Below are 17,342 nucleotides of genomic sequence, written 5' to 3'. Positions count from 1 at the left end.
ATCCTGCGGCGGACGCGAGGTCGTCAAGAAATGCGGATGGATATGCCGCCGGACGCGAAGCGATGACGCGGGAGACTGCGGGGAAAACCCGTCCTCCGCCATGGAATTCCCGGCCCTTTTCTGCGATCGGCCGCCACTCGGCATAGAATCCGGTCATGGCAGGGCGAATTGAGGACTACGCCCTCGTCGGTGACCTGGAGACCGCCGCGCTCGTCGGGACCGACGGGTCCGTCGACTGGTGGTGCGCGCCGCGCTTCGACTCCCCCGCCTGTCTCGCGGGCCTCCTCGGAGACCCGGGGCACGGGCGGTGGCTCCTCGCCCCCGTCGGCGGGGCACGCTGCACGCGCCGGGGCTACCGCGGCGACACCCTCGTCCTGGACACCGTCTGGGAGTCCCTCTCCGGCGCGGTCCGGGTCACCGACTTCATGCCGGTCCGCTCCCTCGACGAGAGCACCCCCACGATCGTCCGCGTCGTCGAGGGGCTCTCCGGACGGGTCGCGATGCGGGGCGAGTTGAGGGTCCGCTTCCACCACGGCAGCATCGTGCCCTGGACCCGCTCCCTCGACCGCCGCACGGTCGTCTCCATCGCCGGACCCGACGCCGCGTACCTCTCCTGCGGACCCGGCGTCGACCCCGTCGTCGGCCGGGACCGCACCACCTTCGCCTTCACCGTCCCCGCCGGACGGCGCGTCGCCTTCACCCTCGGCTGGCGCCCCTCGCACGCCGCCCCGCCCCCCGCAGAGTCGCCCGCCCGGATCGACGCCGCCCTCTCCGGAACCCTCGGCTTCTGGAACGACTGGGCCGCCGCGCTCCGTTACGAGGGCCCGGCGCGGGAGGCCGTCATCCGCTCGCTGCTCACCCTCAAGGCCCTCACGTACGCCCCCACCGGCGGCGTGGTCGCCGCGGCCACCGCCTCGCTGCCCGAGTCCCTCGGCGGGCAACGGAACTGGGACTACCGCTTCTGCTGGCTGCGGGACTCCACCTTCACGCTGTCCTGCCTGCTGCGCGGCGGCTACCGCCGGGAGGCGCTCGCCTGGACGGAGTGGCTGCTGCGCGCGGTCGCGGGCGACCCGGCCGACCTCCAGCCGCTGTACGGGGTCGAGGGGCAGCGCCGGCTGCCCGAGACGCTCGCCGACTGGCTCCCCGGCTACGAGGGCTCACAGCCCGTCAGGTTCGGCAACGCCGCCGTCGACCAGTTCCAGCTCGACATCTACGGCGAGGTGCTCAACACCGTCTACTCCGCCGTCCGCGCCGGCGTCACCCTCGACCCGCCTGCCTGGGCGCTGGTCGCCGCGCTCCTGGAGTACCTCGGCGAGCGCTGGCAGGAGCCCGACGAGGGGATCTGGGAGGTCCGGGGCCCGCGCCGCCACTTCGTCCACTCCAAGGTCATGGCGTGGGTCGCCGCCGACCGCGCGGTCCGCCTCGCCCGCGTCGCCGGACTGCGCGGCTCCGTGCACCGCTGGCAGGCCCTGCGCCAGGAGCTGCACGCGGAGATCTGCGCCCGCGGGTGGAGCGCCGAGCAGGGGTCGTTCACCCAGTCCTACGGAAGCCGGCAGGTCGACGCCACCGCCCTGCTGATCCCCCGGCTCGGCTTCCTCCCCGCCCGCGACCCCCGGGTGCTCGGCACCGTGCGGGCGATGGAACGCCTCGACGACCACGGGTTCCTGCGCCGCTACGGCGACGTCGGGGACGGCGGCACCCACGGTCTCGACGACCTCGGCGGCACCGAGGGCACCTTCGTGGCCTGCACGTTCTGGTACGCCGACGCGCTCGCCATGACCGGTCGGGCCGACGAGGCCCGCGCCGTCTTCGAGCGCGTCCTCGCCGTCCGCAACGACGTCGGGCTGCTCGCCGAGGAGTGGGACCCCGTGGCCGGCCGCCAGCTCGGCAACATGCCGCAGGCGCTCAGCCATGTGGCCCTGGTGAACACGGCGTTCACGCTGTACGGAACCCGCCGCCACGACCGCGCCCTTTCCGGACATCTCGCTGTGGCATGATCGCGCCGACCTCCGGCAGGGCGCCGGAGCCACAGGGGGTGGATCGTGTCCTGGTACCTCGCACTGCCGAGCCTCGTGCTCGCCGTGCTGCTCGTCGTCAGCGGCGTCGCGGCGCTCCGTACCGGCTGGATGCTGCCCTGGCAGCGTCGGCACGTCCACCGCACCGAGCTCTTCGGCTCGGCCCAGCTGGTCATGGCGGCCGCCTTCACCGTCCAGGCGTCCGCCGCGTTCTTCGACGACCGGGCGGTGAGCCAGGTCTTCGCCACCGTCGGCCTCCTGGGAATCCTCTTCGGGCTCGTCCTGCTCGTCGTGGCCCAGCCGTCCCCGCCAGGACGGCTGAGTCCGGAGCGCCGGACCGGCCCGCCGGACCTCGTGCCGGGGCGCGGCGTCCGCCGCCGCCCCGGCCGTTCCCGTCCCCGGCGTGTCGTTCGGGTGAGTCCAGCGGGCGGCCCGGCCGCGCCTGGGTTCGAATCGGGGCATGGCTCCCTACGACAGGCTCCGCGCGGGTGGTTCCCCGAGGCCGCTGGAGACCGGTGACACCTGGTGGTACGCGGCCGTGGCCGGCGAGGCCGCCGGCTCCTTCAGCACCCGGGTCCGCACCCGGACCCGACGCGCCTGCCTCGGGGCCGTCCTCCTCCTCACGGTCGCCTACGCGGGCCTCGTCCTCACGGCCACCGGCCGCCGCTGGGGCGACGCCGCGCTGACCGGCCGCCGCGCGGACGCCCAGGCCGTCACCGTGCTGCGCGACCACCCCTCCCTCGCCGGCCTCACCACCTTCTCCCTGGTGGCCGGATGCGTGCTGCTCCTCGCCGCCGGCCTGATACGCAGGCGCTTCGCCCTCACCGGGGCCGCCGCCGGCGCGATCGTCACCTCCCTCGCGCTCACCGGCCTCCTCCAGCGGTACGCGCCCCGCCCGCGCCTCCTGGACACCGGCGGCGCCCTCCTCCCCAGCGGCTTCCCCAGCGCCCAGACCACGCTCGCCGTCGGCCTCGCCCTCGGGCTGGTCCTCGTCGTCCCCTACCGGCTGCGGGGCCTCGCCGTCGGCGCCGGGACCCTCTGGGCCGCCGCCGTCGGCGCGTACACCCTCGCCTCCGGCCGGCACCGGCCCGGCGACGTCATCGCCGCCGCCCTCCTCGCCCTCGCCGTGGAGTGCGGGCTCCTCGCCCTCCTCGCCCGCAAGGGAAAGGTCCGCCCCGGCCCCCGGCGCGGGCCCCTGGTGCCGGGCCTCCCGGTGACGGTCCCGCTCGCCCTGCTCGCCGTCGCCGGGCTCGGCGCCGGCCTCTGGCTGCTCGGCGACACCCTCGCCCTGCCCGCCACCGCGCCGTACGACCCCGCCGAGCTCCGGCTCGCCCACCGCTGCGGCCAGGCCCTCGCCGCGGGTGTGACCGCCGCCACGGGACTGGTCCTGCTCGGCCTGCTCCGCCGCGTCGACGTGGACGGCCCCCCTGCCCCGTACCGGCTCGGCGGCCCGTTCGTGGAGGCCGCGGGGGTGCCCCGGGAGGGAGAGCCCGTGGGGCCCTTTACGGACGACCTCGATCACGAGATATCTTGATGTCGAGCAATCTCGCATACGCAGACGTGGAGCGGAGCACCCTGGTGACTGACTCGACCATCATCTACACCCACACTGACGAGGCGCCTGCCCTGGCGACGTACTCGTTCCTGCCCGTGATCCAGGCGTATGCCTCGCAGGCCGGCGTCACGGTCGAGACGCGGGACATCTCGCTCGCGGGCCGCATCATCGCCGTCTTCCCGGAGTTCCTGGAGGAGGGCCAGCGCATCGCCGACGCCCTCTCCGAGCTCGGTGACCTGGCCAAGACGCCCGGCGCCAACATCATCAAGCTGCCGAACGTCTCGGCGTCCATCCCGCAGCTCAAGGCCGCCGTCGCCGAGCTCCAGGCCCAGGGCTACGCGCTCCCGGACTACCCGGACGACCCGAAGACGGACCAGGACAAGGACGTCCGCGCCCGTTACGACAAGATCAAGGGCTCGGCCGTCAACCCGGTCCTGCGCGAGGGCAACTCCGACCGCCGCGCGCCCGGCTCGGTCAAGAACTACGCCAAGAACCACCCGCACCGCATGGGCGCCTGGACCCCCGAGTCCAAGACCAACGTCGCCACGATGAGCGAGAACGACTTCGCCTCCACGGAGAAGTCCGTCGTCATCGGCCAGGACGACACCCTGCGCTTCGAGTTCACCGCCGCCGACGGCACCGTCGGCGAGCTCCGCGAGCCGCTGAAGGTCATCGCCGGCGAGGTCGTCGACGCCGCCGTCATGCGCGCCGCCGCGCTGCGCACCTTCCTCGGCGAGCAGGTCGCCCGCGCCAAGGCCGAGGACGTGCTCTTCTCCGTGCACCTCAAGGCCACGATGATGAAGGTCTCCGACCCCATCGTCTTCGGCCACGTGGTCCGCGCCTTCTTCCCGGCCACCTTCGCCAAGTACGGCGAGGTCCTGGCCGCCGCCGGCCTGTCCCCCAACGACGGCCTCGGCTCCCTCCTCAACGGCCTGGGCTCCGTGCCGGACCTCGGCGAGGAGATCAAGGCGTCCTTCGAGGCCGAGCTGGCCTCGGGCCCGGCCCTCGCCATGGTCGACTCCGACAAGGGCATCACCAACCTGCACGTGCCGTCCGACGTCATCGTCGACGCCTCGATGCCGGCCATGATCCGCACCTCCGGCCACATGTGGGGCCCGGACGGCCAGGAGGCCGACACCCTCGCGGTCCTCCCGGACCACAGCTACTCGGGCGTCTACCAGGCCGTCATCGAGGACTGCCGCGCCCACGGCGCCTTCGACCCGTCGACGATGGGCTCCGTCCCGAACGTCGGCCTCATGGCGCAGAAGGCCGAGGAGTACGGCTCCCACGACAAGACCTTCGAGATCGCCGCCGCGGGCACCGTCCGCATCGTCGACTCCTCCGGCACCGTCCTGCTGGAGCAGGAGGTCGCCGAGGGCGACATCTTCCGCGCCTGCCAGACCAAGGACCTGCCCATCCAGGACTGGGTCAAGCTGGCCGTCACCCGCGCCCGCGCCACCGGCGCCCCGGCCGTGTTCTGGCTGGACGAGAACCGCGCCCACGACGCCCGTCTGATCGCCAAGGTCCACGAGTACCTCCCGCAGCACGACACGGAGGGCCTGGAGATCAAGATCCTGTCCCCCGTCGAGGCGACGAAGTTCTCCCTGGAGCGCATCCGCCGCGGCGAGGACACCATCTCCGTCACCGGCAACGTCCTGCGCGACTACCTGACCGACCTCTTCCCGATCCTGGAGCTGGGCACCAGCGCCAAGATGCTGTCGGTCGTCCCGCTCATGGCGGGCGGCGGACTCTTCGAGACCGGCGCCGGCGGCTCCGCCCCGAAGCACGTCCAGCAGCTCGTGAAGGAGAACTACCTCCGCTGGGACAGCCTCGGCGAGTTCTTCGCCCTGGCCGCCAGCTTCGAGCACCTCGCGACCACCACGGGCAACGCCCGCGCCCAGGTCCTCGCCGACACCCTCGACCGCGCCACCGGCACCTTCCTCAACGAGGACAAGTCGCCGACCCGTCGCCTCGGTGGTATCGACAACCGCGGCAGCCACTTCTACCTGGCCCTGTACTGGGCCCAGGAGCTGGCCGCCCAGACCGAGGACGCGGAGCTCGCCAAGGCCTTCGCGCCGCTGGCCGAGACCCTGTCGGCCAACGAGCAGAAGATCGTCGACGAGCTGAACGCCGTCCAGGGCTCCCCGGCCGAGATCGGCGGCTACTACCAGCCCGACCCGGCCAAGGCCGCGGCCGTGATGCGTCCGTCCGCCACGTTCAACGAGGCCGTCGCCTCCCTCGCCTGACCGGCGCGCGACACGGACCGCCCCGGCCGGAAACTCCTCCGGCCGGGGCGGTCCCGTCGGTGGCGCATCCGCCGTCCGGGTGTGAACCTGGATGGATGAGCTGGGCATCTTGGACGACCGCCGGTGTCTACACCGGGCGTGGTGGGGTGCTGACCGACGAGGCCGGAGTCGTCACGGGCGATGTGACCGTCCACACGACCTGGGCCGAGCGCGAGGCACGCGTGGCCGTGCAGTACAGCGGCGCATCCGACTGGTTCACCATGTCGGGCAGTCCCGTCCCGTGCGCGACCGAGGAGGAGAGCCGCGACCTGCACGACGCCGTCGTGACGGCCGTCCGGGAAGGGAACGGGGCCACGGTCCCGACCCTGCCCGCCGCACCACCGGTGTAGGGTCCGGCGCCGGGTGCCGGAAGACGTGCCGCCGGAAGAAAAGTGTTATCCCTCCCGCGCCCACGGGTCTCCCGATGACGGGGGACTCGCACCAGGGATGAGGGAGCAGATCCATGCACAGCGACGAGGGCCGCACCACCGCACTGGTGGAGGCGGCCAGGGCCGGTGACGCGCGCGCCAGGGACACGCTGGTACGCGCGTACCTGCCCCTCGTCCACACCATCGTCGGCCGAGCCCTCGACGGCCACGCGGACACCGACGACATCGTGCAGGAGACGATGGTCCGCGCCCTCGACGGCCTCTCCGGCCTGCGTGACCCGGCCCGCTTCCGCTCCTGGCTCGTCGCCATCGCCATGAACGGCGTACGGCGCCGCTGGCGGGAGCGCCAGCAGGCCCCCGTCCCCGGTCTCGACCGGGCCGAGGAGCTCGCCGATCCCTCCGGCGACTTCACCGACCTCACCATCCTCCGGCTCGGCCTCTCGGGGCAGCGCCGGGACGTGGCCCGCGCCACCCGCTGGCTCGACGAGGAGGACCGCGAACTCCTCGCCCTGTGGTGGCTGGAGGCCGCCGGGGAGCTGACCCGCGCCGAGGTCGCCGAGGGCCTCGGCGGCATCTCCGCGCAGCACGCCGCCGTCCGCATCCAGCGCATGAAGGAGCGCCTGGAGACCGGCCGCGCCGTGGTGCGCGCCCTGGACGCCGTGCCGCCCTGCCCGGACCTCGCGGAGATCGTCGCCGCCTGGGACGGCCGGCCCTCTCCGCTCTGGCGCAAGCGCGTCGCCCGGCACCTGCGGACCTGCGACGGCTGCGCCGGCCGGGTGGCCGGACGCCGCGGGCTCGCCCCCGTCGAGAGCCTCCTCGTCGGGATCGGCCTCGTCCCCCCGCTGGCCGTCGGCGCCGCGGCCCGGGGCAGCGAGTCCTTCGCCGCGGACCCCGTCGCCTTCGCCTCGGACCCCGTCGCCCCCGCCGCCGACCCCCTCGCCCCCGCCGCGGACCCCGTCGCCCCCGCCGCCGACCCCCTCGCCCCCGCCGTGCCCACCCGCTGGACGCCGGTCCGCCGGGCCTGCGTCGCGGGCGCCGCCGCCGTCGCCGTCCTCGGGGCCGTCGCCCTCCTCGTGCCACGGCAGCACGACGCCCGGCTGACGCCCGCCCGGCCGGCCGCCGCGCCCCCGGCGACCCCGTCACCGACCACTCCCGTGGCGACCGTCGCCGCGCCGGCGCCGACGACCCGGCCGCCGAAGCCCGCCGGGACCACGCCGCCGCCGGCGCCCCGTCCCACCGTCGAGGAGCGGGTGACCGCGCGGGTCAACCGGCTGCGCGCGGCGGCGGGTTGCGCCCCGCTGCACATCGACCGGCGCCTGGTCTCGGCGGCCCGGGCCTACGCCAAGGACATGGTCGCGCGCGGGTACTACGGGCACAGCAGCCCCGAGGGCGACTTCGCGGACAAGCGGATCACCGCCGCCGGGTACGAATGGAGCGCCTGGGCCGAGAACCTCGCCCAGGGGGCCACGGACCCGGAGACCGTCGTCGAGGACTGGCGGGACGGCGCGATGCACGAGCAGAACATGCTCGACTGCCGCTACCGGGACACCGGCGTGGCCTCGGCGCGCGGCCCCGAGGGCACGATCTGGGTGCAGAAGCTGGCCGCCCCCGCCTCCTGACGGCCCGGCGGCGGACGCACGGCCCGCCGCCGGCGGCTCACCGCCGGGCGCCGAAGTCCTGCACCCACCAGGGGCCGTTGGCGGTGAGGGTCACCCCGACGCCGACGTCCTTGAAGGCGCAGTTGAGGATGTTCGCCCGGTGGCCGGGGCTGCCCATCCAGTCGTCCATCGCCCGGGCCGGGGTGCGGGGCCCGCGGTGGATGTTCTCCCCCCACGTCGTCCAGACGTACCCGGCTCCCGTGATCCGGTCGCCCGCGTCCCGGCCCTCGGGAGTGCGGTGCTCGTAGTAGTCGCGGGCCGCCATGTCGTCGGCGTGCCCCTGCGCCGCGGCCCGCAGCCGCCGCTCGGCGTGGAGCGGCCCGCAACCGGCTTTCGCCCGCTCGGCGTTGGCGAGCGCGACGACCTCCTGCGCGAACCGCCCGACCTTCCCGCCGGACGCCGCCCCGGCCGCCGGCCGTCCGGAGTCGGGCGCGGCCGCCGGGGCCGGGGCCGCCACGTACATCCCCAGCGCGACGGTGAGCGCGGCCGCCGCCGCCCCGACCAGGGTGACGCCGGTGCGGAAGGAGGGGCGGCGCCGGCCCCGGCGGCGCCCCCGGTGCCGGCCGGCCGGGCGCGCCGCGGGCCGGCCTCCGCCCCGCACGGGTCCCGGCCGGAGCCGCCCGAAGGGAGCGGCTTCCAGGGGCAGTCCGGTGCCGGCGTCCTCCTCGGGGCGGCCGTCGTCGTCGGTGCGACCTCCGGGGCGGCCGGGGCCACCCGGTCGGTCGTGGTGGCCGGGAAGGTCGTGGTGCCGCATGGAGCTCCGCTCTTTCGCCGAGGTCGCCGGAGGGGCCGGTGCGGGGGAGACACCGGGGCGACGGCGGTAACACTGTCCGGCCCCGGCCGCCCCGACACTCTCCGTCAACCCGGCGCGTCAACCCCGCGCGTCAACCCGTGTCCGAGCCTTTCAGCCCTGCGGGACGACCGCCACCGGGCACGGGGCGAGGTGGAGCGCCGCGTGCGCCACGGACCCGATCCGCGGCCCGATCGCGCCGCGCCGGGCCCGCCGACCGACCACCAGGAGCTGGGCGGCCCCCGAGGAGGAGAGCAGGACCTGGCCCGCGCTGCCCAGTTCGACGTGCTCCGACACCGGCACGCCCGGGTAACGCTCCCGCCAGGGCGCCAGCGCCTCGCGCAGTGCCTTCTCCTCGTACGGGACGAGCCCGCCGGCCTCGTCCGCGAGCCGCATCGAGGCCGGGCTGTACGCGTACAGGGACGGCAGGCTCCAGGCGCGCACGGCCCGCACGGACGCGCCCCGCGCCGCGGCCGTCTCGAAGGCGAAGCCCAGGGCCGCGGCGCTGTCCTCCGCGTCGCCGTGCTGGCCGACCAGGACGGGCCCCGTCGGCGGTTCGGCCGGCTCCCCGTCGCGCGAGCGGACGGCCACCACCGGACGGGTGGCGGCGGCGATGACCTGCTGCCCGTACGAGCCGAGCAGGAAGCCCGCCACCGGCCCGTGGCCGCGGGAGCCGATCACGAGCATCTCCGCCCGCTCCTGGGCGGCGAGCAGCGCGGCGACGGGGGTGTCGGCGAGCACCTCGGCGGAGAGCTCGACCCCCGGGTGGCGTCCGGCGATCGTGGCCTCGGCCTCGCGCAGCAGGGCCTCCGCGGCGCCCTCCTGCGTCGCGCGCTCCTGGACCAGGGGGAGATCGAGGGGTTCCCAGCGCCAGGCGTGGGCGAGCCGGAGCGGGACGCCCCGGTGGAGCGCCTCGCGGGCGGCCCAGTCGGCCGCGGCCAGGCTCTCCGGGGAGCCGTCCACTCCGGCGACGATCTCACGACTCATCAGGCTGCCTCCGTCGGTGCGGTGTCGGGCCCCGCCGGACGGCCGGGCCCTGTCGCCTCCAGCTTGGGCCCATCGGCCCTCCGGCGAGAGGGCCGTAGGTCCCGACATGCCGGACCGTCCGTCCCCCGTCCGGTCGCCGGGGTGCGCTCAGGCCGGCAGGGTCAGCCGCGCGTGGGTGCCGTTGAGGTAGTGGTCCCCGATGTCGCGGAGCCGGTGGGCGGCCTGGGTGGGGGCGGTCAGGGCGCGGGCGTTGCGCCAGAAGCGGTCGAACCCCGGTCCGCCGCCCCGGGCGTCGGCGCCCGCCGTGCCGTCGACGAGTTCCAGGATGCGGGTCGTGATGTGGAGGGCCGCCCGGCCCGTGACCGTCTCGGCCGCCGCCACCAGGACGGCGATGTCGGCCCGTTCCTCCGGTCCGAGCGACCAGCCGGCGAGCAGCCCGCGTGCCAGGGCGTCGGTGGCCCGCTCCACCACGGCGGCGGCGGCGTGCGCGGCCGTCGCCAGTTCCCCGTAGGCGAGCAGCAGGTACGGGTCGTCGCCCGCGCCGACCGCTCCGGCGGGGTGCGCGGGGACCGGGCCGCCCGGCCGGTCCGCGGGGGCGGGGCCGGCCTGCCCGGCCCGGCTGATGTCCCGGGCCTCGGCCAGCGCGCCCTCGGCGATGCCGAGGCCGACCTGGACGAGCAGCAGCCGCAGGGCGAGCGGCGCGAGCGTGGTGAACGGGGCGACCGCGTGCTCGTCGTGGGGGAGCGCGCCGAGGACGTCCCCGGGTGCCACCGGCACGTGGTCGAAGGTCACGGTCCCGGCGCCGGCGAGGCGCTGGCCGACCCGGTCCGTCCCGGCGTCCGTGAACACCCCGGGGTGGGCCGGGTCCACCAGGACGACCAGCAGGTCGCCGGTGCCGCCGGGGCGGGCCCCCACGACGAGCCGGTCGGCCACCGTGACGCCGGAGGCGAAGGAGCGGCGGCCGTCCAGGACCCAGCCGCCGCCGCTGCCCCCGGCCGGGGTGAGGGCGAGGTCGGGGCCGTGGGCGGCGGCGCGCGGCGGTTCGATGCCGCCGGCCAGCAGCCAGCGCTCCCGCGCCGTGCGGGCGTCGAGCGCGAGGGGCCCGGTCCCGGGTGCGGCGTCCACCTCCGCGGCGGGGCCGAGGAAGCGGCTGCTCCAGGAGAGCGCGTAGTGGTGGGCGAGGAGTTCGCCGACGGAGCTGTCGGCGGCGGAGATCTCACGGACGACCGCACACGCGGCCCGCCAGTCGGCGCCCCGCCGGTCGGGACCGGGAGCCGTCAGCAGGGCGGGCAGGCCCGCCTCCTGGAGGCGGGCGACCTCGTCGAACGGGGCCTTCCCGGCCCGGTCCCGGGCCAGGGCGTCGACGGCCAGGTCGTCGGCGACCTCCCGGGTGACGCGGGGCCAGATCTCGTCGTCCGCGGGCCGGTCGACCGCCTGGTCGGGGCGCGCCGCCCCGGGTGCGGAGGCGGTGCGTATCGCCGGTCTGCGCGTCGGTTTCCTCGGCGTACTCACGTCACCCCACCCGGTCTCCTGTATCCCCACTGGAACACTAGGGATAGTGACAGAGGCGTCCGGCCGGACCCAAGGGGCGTCCGCAGGCTGGACAAGGGGGTCTTGGTCCGTGAGATCAGGTCAAGTCCGCGCAGGTCGGCGGGGGTTCGTCCGCCCTGCCGTTTCGGTCGGGCCTGCGGGTCAGGGGTTGGTCCAGGCCTCGGGATCGTCCGCGAGCGCGACCACCCCGGCCGGCAGCCTGGCCGCCGCCACCTCGGCGAGCGAGACGCCGAGCACGTCGCGGACGCCGGCCCGCAGGGCGATCCACAGGGTGAGCAGCGACTCGGCCGGCCCCGTGTAGGAGAGGTCCGGCGGCCGCTCTCCGCGGACGGACACCAGCGGGCCGTCGACGCAGCGGATCACGTCCGCGACCGAGATCGTCTCCGCGGACCTGGCCAGCCAGTACCCGCCGTTCCCGCCGCGCTGGCTCTGGACCAGGCCGCCCTTGCGCATGTCTCCGAGGATCCCCTCCAGGAACTTGTGCGAGATCCCCTGGCCCTCGGCGATCGCCTCGGCCTTCAGCGGCCCCGTGTCCTGGGAGGCGGCGAGCTGGAGGGCTGCCCGCACCGCGTAGTCGGCCCTGGCTGAAATGCGCATGCGCGCATTATTCCGTACGGCGGAGGCCGGAGCCGCGCGCCCGGCGGGTGACCCGCACCGCACTCTTGACGCCGCCTCCGGGCGGTCCGACACTCAAGGGGCGGGAAATCCGAGCGAACAGGTAGGGAATCGATGGGACGCAACGGCCGGCGGGACACGTCACACGCCGCGTCCCTCCCGCGCTCCCTGCCCCTCACCTCGCGCCGCCACATCGACCTGCTCCGGGTCTGCAGCGCCGCGAGTCGCCCGGCAGGCCCGGGCGCGCGTCCCACCCGCTGAACCGCCCGGCACTCCGGCGGACCGGCCCGGGGCCGCGCCGCCCGGAACGGCGACACGCCGAGGCCCCGCCCGTCCCTTCCGTACCTCCGCCGCCTCCGGGCCCCGCTCCGCCGCCGCTCGTCGCGCCCGCGCGACCGGTGCCGTCGGACGCCGCCCGGACCCGGCTCCGAGCACCCCCGAGGGAGAAGCATGTCCGTCGTCCCGTCCTCGCTCCTGCCCGCCTCCGCCCGCCCCGCGTTCCGGGGCCGCATCGGCCGCGACGCGGCCAGCGGCCACTACGCCGTCCCCCACCGCTACCGCCTCCACGTGGCACCCTCCGGCCCGGGCTGTCTGAGGATCGCCGTCACCCACGGCCTCCTCGGACTCGACGACACGCTGCCGCTCACCGTGCTGCCCGAGACCCCCGACACCCCGGACGGCGGATACGCCGCGCTCCGCCCGCTGTACGAGGCCAGCGCCCACCTCTACGACGGGCCGGCCGCCGCCCCCGTCCTCAGCGACGGCTGGACCGGACGCATCGTCAGCACCCACGTCCCCGACATCCTGCGCGACCTCGCCCTGCGCTTCCGCGGCGACGGCCCCGACCTGATCCCGCCCGCGCGGCGCCGCGACATCGACGCGATCGCCGACCTGTGCGAGCGGAGCGTGAACCGGGCCGCCCAGCGGGCGGGCGAACTCGGCCTCGACGGCGAGGCCGCCCACCGCGACCCGCTCACCGTCCTCTTCGCGGCGCTCGGCCGCCTGGAGCGGCGCCTCACCCACCACCCCTACGTGCTCGGCGACGAGCCGACCGCCGCCGACGTCCACGTCTGGGTCACCCTCGTCCAGCTCGACACCGTCCACCGCTGGCACCTGGACGCCGCCGCCATGGAGCGCGTCGCCGGACACCCCGCCCTCTGGGCCTACGCCCAACGCCTCGCCGCACGGCCCGAGTTCGCCCGCCGTCTCGACATCGACGCCGTCCTGCGCCGGCACCGCGCCCACTGTCGCGGCCGCGAGGCGGCGGGAGCCGGGATCCGCCTCGTCGACTGGTCGGCGGGACCGAGCTGACGGCGCCCCGACCGGACCGCCGGACCGTCCCCCGACCGGTCCGCGCGGAGATGTGGGCCCTCCGTCCCGGCCCGTCCTCGCGGAGCGCGTACCGCCCGGGACCCTGGATCAGCCGATCCGGTGACCGGCCAGCGGGGCGGTCTCGTCGCCCGTGCCTTCCCGGACACCCTTCAGGAAGGCGGCGAGCGCGTCCTCCGCGCTCGTCGCCGGCTCCCACTCCAGCTCCCGCCGCGCCCGCTCCGTGGAGAGCAGCGGCAGATGCCGCAGCGCCTCGAACAGACCGGGCGAGGCCGGCACCAGCCGCAGCCGCCAGGCCGCCGACAGCGCGCCCCGCACCGCGCCGGCCGGCACCTTCACCGGACGGGCGTTCAGGAGACGGCCCAGCGTCGCCGCGTCGAGCGGCGGTTCGGCGGCCAGGTTGAACGCGCCGCGCACGTCCCGCAGCAGCGCCCGGCGGTACGCGTCCGCCGCGTCGTCCGTGTGCAGGACCTGGAACCGCAGCCCGTCGAACTCCGGCAGCAGCGGCAGCAGATCGGGCCGCATCAGCTGTCCCGGGAAGAAGCGTCCCGCGAAGATCCGCCGCTGCCCGCTCGCCGACTCCTCCTTGAAGAGGAACGCCGGACGCATCCGGACCACCCGGATCTGCGGGTGGTCCCGCTCGAAGGTGTCGAGGACCCGCTCCAGGTACGCCTTCTCCCGGGTGTACGCGGCCCCCGGCCAGCCGTGCGTGGGCCACGCCTCGGAGACCGGGGCGCCGCCGTGCGGCCCGGGGGAGTACGCCCCCACCGAGGAGGCGTGCACCAGCACCGGCACCCGCGCCGCGGCGACGGCGTCGAAGACGCGCACCGCGCCGAGCACGTTCGTCCGCCAGGTCTCCACCGGGTCGTGCGTCGGCCCGAACCGCCACGCCAGGTGGACGACCGCGTCCGCGTCCGCCACGTACTGCGCGAGCCGGGGCCCGTCCCCCTCCCGCGCCAGGTCCACCTCGGCCCACTCCACCCCGGGCAGTTCGAGGGCGGGCCGGCGGCGGGCGAGACCGAGGACCGAACCGATCCTCGGCTCGGCGGCCAGCGCCCGCACCAGACTCGTTCCCACGTTGCCGGTGGCACCGGTGACGACCACTCGCTGAAGCGTGCTGGGGTTCATGCCTCCGACCCTCCGCCATCCGCGGCGCGGCCGCACCCGGAGCACCCGCCGGACGGCCCCCGTCACGCAGGGTGCCCGTGCCGGTCGCGGGTGTGGCCGCGGGACCGGACTATGGAGCGACGCAGGAGACAGGAGAACGCCCATGCTGCTGCCCGACCGGAACACGGTCGACCGGTTGCTCCGGCACTACCGCGCCCAGGAACGGACCGTCCTGGACAGCCCGTGCGACCCGACGGCGCGCCGTCGCTTCGAAGACACCGTCTACACCCTGTGCGTGCTCATGGGAGTGCGCACCGCCCACGAGGCCGTGCACGCCGCCGAGCGGTACGTCACCGGGGCCCGGCCCGCGCCGACCGCCCTGGCCGACCGGGTGGCGACGACGGTCCGCCGCCGACAAGCGCGCCCGCCGGGCCGCGGTTAGCGTGACGGGGTGGCGTCGCGCGCCACCTCCCGCCCGCCGCGGCGGGACGCGCCGGCGCACGCTTCGGCCCCGCCCGGCGGATGGAGACGCGATGACCAAGGCCCGCAGGACGGCCGCCCCCGGCACCGCCGGAGGACCGGCCGCGCCGCACGCCGCCGACCGGCAGAACCTGATCCGGGTGCACGGGGCTCGGGTGAACAACCTCAAGGACGTCAGCATCGAGATCCCCAAGCGCCGGCTCACCGTCTTCACCGGCGTCTCCGGCTCGGGCAAGAGCTCGCTGGTGTTCGACACGATCGCCGCCGAGTCCCAGCGGCTGATCAACGAGACGTACAGCGCCTTCGTCCAGGGGTTCATGCCGACCCTGGCGCGCCCCGAGGTCGACGTCCTGGAGGGCCTGACCACCGCCATCATCGTCGACCAGCAGCGCCTGGGCGCCGACCCGCGCTCGACGGTCGGCACCGCCACCGACGCCAACGCGATGCTCCGCATCCTCTTCAGCCGGCTCGGCAGGCCCCACATCGGCCCGCCCGGCGCGTACGCCTTCAACGTCCCCTCGGTCAAGGCCAGCGGCGCCATCACCGTCGAGCGCGGCGCCAAGAAGGCCGTCAAGGCGACCTTCAGCCGCACCGGCGGCATGTGCCCGCGCTGCGAGGGCCGGGGCACCGTCTCCGACATCGACCTCGACCAGCTCTACGACGCCTCCAAGTCGCTCGCCGACGGCGCCCTGACCATCCCCGGCTACACGGCCGGCGGCTGGAACCACCGCCTCTACGCCGAGTCCGGCTTCGTCGACCCGGACAAGCCGATCCGCCGGTACACCAAGCGGGAGCTCCACGACTTCCTCCACCACGAACCGGAGAGGATGAAGATCGCGGGCATCAACATGACGTACGAGGGCCTCGTCCCGCGGATCCAGAAGTCCTTCCTGGCCAAGGACAAGGAGGGGATGCAGCCGCACATCCGGGCCTTCGTGGAGCGGGCCGTCACCTTCACCACCTGCCCCGAGTGCGACGGCACCCGCCTCGCCGAGGGCGCCCGGTCGTCGAAGATCAGGCGCAAGAGCATCGCCGACGTCTGCGCGATGCAGATCAGCGACCTGGCGGAGTGGGTGCGCGGCCTCGACGAGCCGTCCGTGGCGCCGCTCCTCACCGCGCTCCGGGAGACCCTCGACTCGTTCGTCGAGATCGGCCTGGGCTACCTCTCGCTCGACCGCCCGTCGGGCACGCTCTCGGGCGGCGAGGCGCAGCGCGTGAAGATGATCCGCCACCTCGGCTCCTCGCTCACCGACGTCACCTACGTCTTCGACGAGCCCACCACCGGTCTGCACCCGCACGACATCAACCGCATGAACGACCTGCTGCTGCGGCTGCGCGACAAGGGCAACACGGTCCTGGTGGTCGAGCACAAGCCACAGACGATCGCGATCGCCGACCACGTCGTCGACCTGGGGCCGGGCGCGGGCACCGCGGGCGGCACCGTCTGCTTCGAGGGGACCGTGGACGGCCTGCGGGACGGGGACACGGTCACCGGCCGCCACTTCGGCGACCGCGCCGCGCTCAAGGAGACCGTCCGCGAGGCCACCGGCGCGCTGGGGATCAGGGGGGCGACGGCGCACAACCTGCGGAAGGTCGACGTCGACATCCCGCTCGGCGTCCTGTGCGTGGTCACCGGGGTCGCCGGGTCCGGCAAGAGCTCGCTCGTCCACGGCTCCCTCCCGGCCGGCGAGGACGTGGTCGCCGTCGACCAGAGCGCCATCCGCGGCTCGCGGCGCAGCAACCCGGCCACGTACACCGGACTGCTCGACCCGATCCGCAAGGCGTTCGCCAAGGCCAACGGCGTGAAGCCCGCGCTGTTCAGCGCCAACTCCGAAGGCGCCTGCCCCACCTGCAACGGCGCCGGCGTCATCTACACCGACCTGGCGATGATGGCGGGCGTCGCGAGCACCTGCGAGGACTGCGAGGGCAAGCGGTTCCAGGCGTCGGTGCTCGACTACCGACTCGGCGGCCGTGACATCAGCGAGGTCCTCGCCATGCCGGTCGACGAGGCCGGGGAGTTCTTCGGCGCCGGCGAGGCACGCACCCCGGCGGCGCAGCGCGTCCTGGAGCGGCTCTCCGACGTCGGTCTCGGCTACGTCTCCCTCGGCCAGCCCCTCACGACGTTGTCCGGCGGCGAGCGCCAGCGGCTCAAGCTGGCCACCCACATGGCCGAGAAGGGCGGGGTCTACGTGCTCGACGAGCCCACCACCGGCCTCCACCTCGCCGACGTCGAACAGCTCCTCGGCCTCCTCGACCGACTCGTCGACGCCGGCAAGTCGGTGATCGTCGTCGAGCACCACCCCGCGGTGATGGCCCACGCCGACTGGATCATCGACCTCGGCCCCGGCGCCGGCCACGACGGCGGCCGGGTCGTCTTCGAGGGCACCCCCGCCGACCTCGTCGCCGCCCGCTCCACCCTCACCGGCGAGCACCTCGCGCAGTACGTGGGCGCCTGAGCGGCAGACGGCGCCCCGCACGCGTACGGGCCGGGCGCGTCCAGCCGGGCGGTCTCGCGCTCGGGGCGCCGTCTCCCGGGCCTCCCGGTCGGCGTCACCGCGGACCAGGAGCCGCACCGTGCGCC

Annotated in this window: 14 protein-coding genes; 9 read left to right on the top strand and 5 right to left on the bottom strand. The window is 75.3% G+C overall.

What is annotated here, in order from left to right:
- Positions 1-155: 155 nt before the first annotated feature.
- From ACZ60W_RS30500 to ACZ60W_RS30475, 6 genes are all read left to right on the top strand, one after another.
- Entirely contained in the window at positions 156-1,997 is a 1,842-nt protein-coding gene (locus ACZ60W_RS30500) for a glycoside hydrolase family 15 protein (RefSeq protein ID WP_469758624.1), read from the top strand.
- Positions 1,998-2,042: 45 nt separating this feature from the next.
- Positions 2,043-2,534 carry a hypothetical protein gene (locus tag ACZ60W_RS30495; RefSeq protein WP_469758623.1) on the top strand — a complete coding sequence of 164 codons (492 nt, stop codon included), beginning with the start codon at positions 2,043-2,045 and terminating at the stop codon, positions 2,532-2,534.
- The gene (locus ACZ60W_RS30490) at positions 2,476-3,549 is read left to right on the top strand and encodes a phosphatase PAP2 family protein (protein ID WP_469758622.1); all 1,074 of its coding nucleotides are present in this window, start codon (positions 2,476-2,478) and stop codon (positions 3,547-3,549) included. Before ACZ60W_RS30495 ends, ACZ60W_RS30490 begins: the two co-directional genes overlap by 59 nt.
- Positions 3,550-3,593: 44 nt before the next feature.
- A complete protein-coding gene (locus ACZ60W_RS30485) occupies positions 3,594-5,816 on the top strand; it encodes an NADP-dependent isocitrate dehydrogenase (protein ID WP_469758621.1) in 2,223 nt (740 codons plus the stop codon).
- Between the two features lie 95 nt (positions 5,817-5,911).
- The gene (locus ACZ60W_RS30480; RefSeq protein WP_469758620.1) at positions 5,912-6,205 is read left to right on the top strand and encodes a hypothetical protein; all 294 of its coding nucleotides are present in this window, start codon (positions 5,912-5,914) and stop codon (positions 6,203-6,205) included.
- Positions 6,206-6,318: 113 nt separating this feature from the next.
- On the top strand, positions 6,319-7,863 hold the full coding sequence (locus ACZ60W_RS30475; protein WP_469758619.1) for a sigma-70 family RNA polymerase sigma factor: 1,545 nt from the start codon (positions 6,319-6,321) through the stop codon (positions 7,861-7,863).
- 37 nt (positions 7,864-7,900) lie between these two features.
- Here the strand turns inward: ACZ60W_RS30475 and ACZ60W_RS30470 are convergent, their stop codons facing one another.
- The 4 genes from ACZ60W_RS30470 to ACZ60W_RS30455 all read right to left on the bottom strand — a co-directional run bounded on the left by ACZ60W_RS30470 (position 7,901) and on the right by ACZ60W_RS30455 (position 11,827).
- Positions 7,901-8,656: a CAP domain-containing protein gene (locus ACZ60W_RS30470; RefSeq protein WP_469758618.1), complete on the bottom strand. Its 756-nt coding sequence runs from the start codon at positions 8,654-8,656 to the stop codon at positions 7,901-7,903.
- Positions 8,657-8,806: 150 nt separating this feature from the next.
- Positions 8,807-9,679 (bottom strand): universal stress protein, encoded by an 873-nt coding sequence (locus ACZ60W_RS30465; protein WP_469758617.1) that lies wholly within the window; start codon positions 9,677-9,679, stop codon positions 8,807-8,809.
- 147 nt (positions 9,680-9,826) lie between these two features.
- Positions 9,827-11,191: an acyl-CoA dehydrogenase family protein gene (locus ACZ60W_RS30460; protein ID WP_469758616.1), complete on the bottom strand. Its 1,365-nt coding sequence runs from the start codon at positions 11,189-11,191 to the stop codon at positions 9,827-9,829.
- Between the two features lie 180 nt (positions 11,192-11,371).
- A complete protein-coding gene (locus ACZ60W_RS30455; protein WP_469758615.1) occupies positions 11,372-11,827 on the bottom strand; it encodes an RrF2 family transcriptional regulator in 456 nt (151 codons plus the stop codon).
- A 468-nt stretch (positions 11,828-12,295) separates the two neighbouring features.
- On the opposite strand from ACZ60W_RS30455, the gene ACZ60W_RS30450 reads away from it, so the two are divergent.
- Positions 12,296-13,156 carry a glutathione S-transferase C-terminal domain-containing protein gene (locus tag ACZ60W_RS30450; protein WP_469758614.1) on the top strand — a complete coding sequence of 287 codons (861 nt, stop codon included), beginning with the start codon at positions 12,296-12,298 and terminating at the stop codon, positions 13,154-13,156.
- Between the two features lie 108 nt (positions 13,157-13,264).
- Here ACZ60W_RS30450 and ACZ60W_RS30445 read toward each other — a convergent pair whose 3' ends face one another.
- Complete coding sequence (locus ACZ60W_RS30445; RefSeq protein WP_469758613.1) at positions 13,265-14,302, bottom strand: NAD-dependent epimerase/dehydratase family protein; 1,038 nt, start codon at positions 14,300-14,302, stop codon at positions 13,265-13,267.
- A gap of 142 nt (positions 14,303-14,444) precedes the next feature.
- Here ACZ60W_RS30445 and ACZ60W_RS30440 point away from each other — a divergent pair, with 142 nt between their 5' ends.
- Both ACZ60W_RS30440 and ACZ60W_RS30435 read left to right on the top strand, forming a co-directional pair.
- Positions 14,445-14,723, top strand: coding sequence for a DUF5133 domain-containing protein (locus ACZ60W_RS30440; RefSeq protein WP_469758612.1), 279 nt, complete (start codon positions 14,445-14,447; stop codon positions 14,721-14,723).
- Positions 14,724-14,814: 91 nt separating this feature from the next.
- Positions 14,815-17,217, top strand: coding sequence for an ATP-binding cassette domain-containing protein (locus ACZ60W_RS30435; protein WP_469758611.1), 2,403 nt, complete (start codon positions 14,815-14,817; stop codon positions 17,215-17,217).
- Positions 17,218-17,342: the final 125 nt, after the last annotated feature.

Source organism: Streptomyces sp. NPDC104202 (assembly GCF_055584185.1).
The sequence above is the reverse complement of the archived record's forward strand: the minus strand, read 5'-3'. Positions and strand labels throughout refer to the sequence as shown.